The organism is Escherichia sp. 94.0001, from assembly GCF_013369155.2.
Lineage (GTDB): Bacteria > Pseudomonadota > Gammaproteobacteria > Enterobacterales > Enterobacteriaceae > Escherichia > Escherichia coli_F.
In genome coordinates this window covers 1-1,909 of the sequence record NZ_JABWMS020000149.1, presented here as the reverse complement: position 1 = coordinate 1,909, position 1,909 = coordinate 1, and the positions used below count along the sequence as shown (strand labels likewise).

Annotated in this window: 2 protein-coding genes; both read right to left on the bottom strand. The window is 59.1% G+C overall.

Translation table 11 applies throughout. The features are described 5' to 3' along the window. Positions 1 to 37: 37 nt before the first annotated feature. The gene (locus tag HEN33_RS24755; protein ID WP_000099170.1) at positions 38 to 1,576 is read right to left on the bottom strand and encodes an IS66-like element ISEc22 family transposase; all 1,539 of its coding nucleotides are present in this window, start codon (positions 1,574 to 1,576) and stop codon (positions 38 to 40) included. Positions 1,577 to 1,624: 48 nt separating this feature from the next. After that, a partial coding sequence (gene tnpB, locus HEN33_RS24750; RefSeq protein ID WP_032361774.1) for an IS66 family insertion sequence element accessory protein TnpB occupies positions 1,625 to 1,909 on the bottom strand: 285 nt, incomplete at its 5' end.

Below are 1,909 nucleotides of genomic sequence, written 5' to 3'. Positions count from 1 at the left end.
GTAAGCGTGCAGCAAGAACCGTATTGACGGGGATGTGTTATTCAGTCGGCAGTGCTACGCGCCAGGGGAGCAGTTCGCCGACCCGGTTTATCGGCCAGTCGGCTATGACGTCAAGGACATAGCGGAGGTAGCTTTCTGGCTCCACTCCGTTCAGTTTGCACGTCCCGATCAGGCTGTACAGCAGCGCTCCCCGCTCTCCTCCATGATCCGAACCGAAGAACAGGTAGTTTTTGCGGCCCAGACTGACCATCCGCAACGCATTTTCAGCGATGTTATTGTCCGCCTCAGCCCAGCCATCATCTGCATAGTACGTCAGCGCCGGCCACTGGTTCAGGGCGTATGCGAACGCTTTCGCCAGTTCTGAGTGTCGCGACAGGGTTTTCATCTTTTCACGCAGCCAGCTTTCCAGGGATTTCAGCAGCGGTTTCGTTTTCAACTGACGTTCGGCAAGGCGCTGCTCCGCCGTCATTCCCCTTATCTCTGCCTCGATGGCGTACAGTTCGCCGATCCGTTTCAGCGCTTCCTCCGTCAGGGCTGACGGGGTGCGAACGTGCACATCGTGGATTTTACGGCGGGCGTGAGCCCAACAGGCGGCTTCCGTTATCCGGCCATCCCGGTACAGCTCGTTGAACCCGGCGTATGCATCCGCCTGCAGTACACCACTGAACCCCGCAAGATGGGTCTGCGGATGGATGCCTTTTCTGTCCGGGCTGTAAGCGAACCACACCGCCGGCGCCAGCGTTGACCCGGCGTTACGGTCGTCACGAACGTAGGTCCATAACCGCCCGGTCTTCGTTTTCTTATTGCCTGGCAACAGCACCGGGACAGGCGTGTCATCAGCATGGAGCTTACCGTCAGTCAGCACATAGTCCTGAAGCGCTTCTTCCAGCGGTGACAGTAGCCGGCAGCATGCATCCACCCAGCCCGACAGCAGTGAACGACTCAGCTCCACGCCCTGGCGGCCGTACATTTCAGACTGGCGGTACAGCGGGGTGTGCTCTGCATACTTTGAGATCAGCACGCGGGCCAGCAGCCCCGGTCCTGCGATACCCCGCTCGATGGGCCGTGAAGGCGCGGGGGCCTGCACGATGGCATCGCACTGAGTACAGGCATGCTTTTCACGTACAGTCCGGATAACCCGGAAGACGCTGCGCATCAACTCCAGCTGTTCGGCGGCATCCTCACCCAGATAGCTCAGTGAGCCTCCACATTCCGGGCAGCATGACGCTGCCGGCAGCAGCCGTTTTTCATCGCGGGGGAGTGATTCGGGGAACGGTTTGCGGGTGCGGGTTTGACGCAGCGGGCGCTGCACGGCCGGGTCGTCAACCCGACCGGTAAGGGTATCACTTTCTTTCTGAAGTGCCTTCAGGTCAGCTTCCATCTGTGCGATACGACGGGAGACTTTTTCGGAGCGGCTGCCGAAGTTCATCCGGCGCAGCTTATCCAGCTGTGCCTGCAGATGGTCTATTTCGCGTTCACGCTCGTTCAGCTTTTCCAGCAGGGCACGGTTCAGCGCCTCCTGTTCGGCAAGGAGACGTTTCAGTGCATTGATATCGTCAGGAAGTGAGCTGCTCATACCGGGTATATTACCAGGCTCATTCAGCGTCGACCAGGATAAAGAGGCTTACAACATAGTCAGGGACGTAAGCAGTCTTTTAGGCTGCCGCCAGTCGATACCTTCAAGGAGCATCGCCAGCTGTGCCGGTGTGAGGAACACTTTGCCATCCCGGGCTGACGGCCAGGCGAAGCGGCCGCGCTCCAGCCGTTTGGTCAGCAGACACAGTCCATCGCCGGTAGACCAGAGGAGCTTTACCTGACTGCCATTACGCCCACGGAAGATAAAAACGTGACCTGACATCGGATCGTCTTTCAGCGTCGTCTGCACCTTTGCCGCCAGGCCGTTGAAGCC

What these genes read in the sequence shown, in the direction of transcription:
- HEN33_RS24755 (WP_000099170.1), bottom strand. Translation starts at nt 1,576, where the DNA reads ATGAGCAGCTCACTTCCTGACGATATCAATGCACTGAAACGTCTCCTT.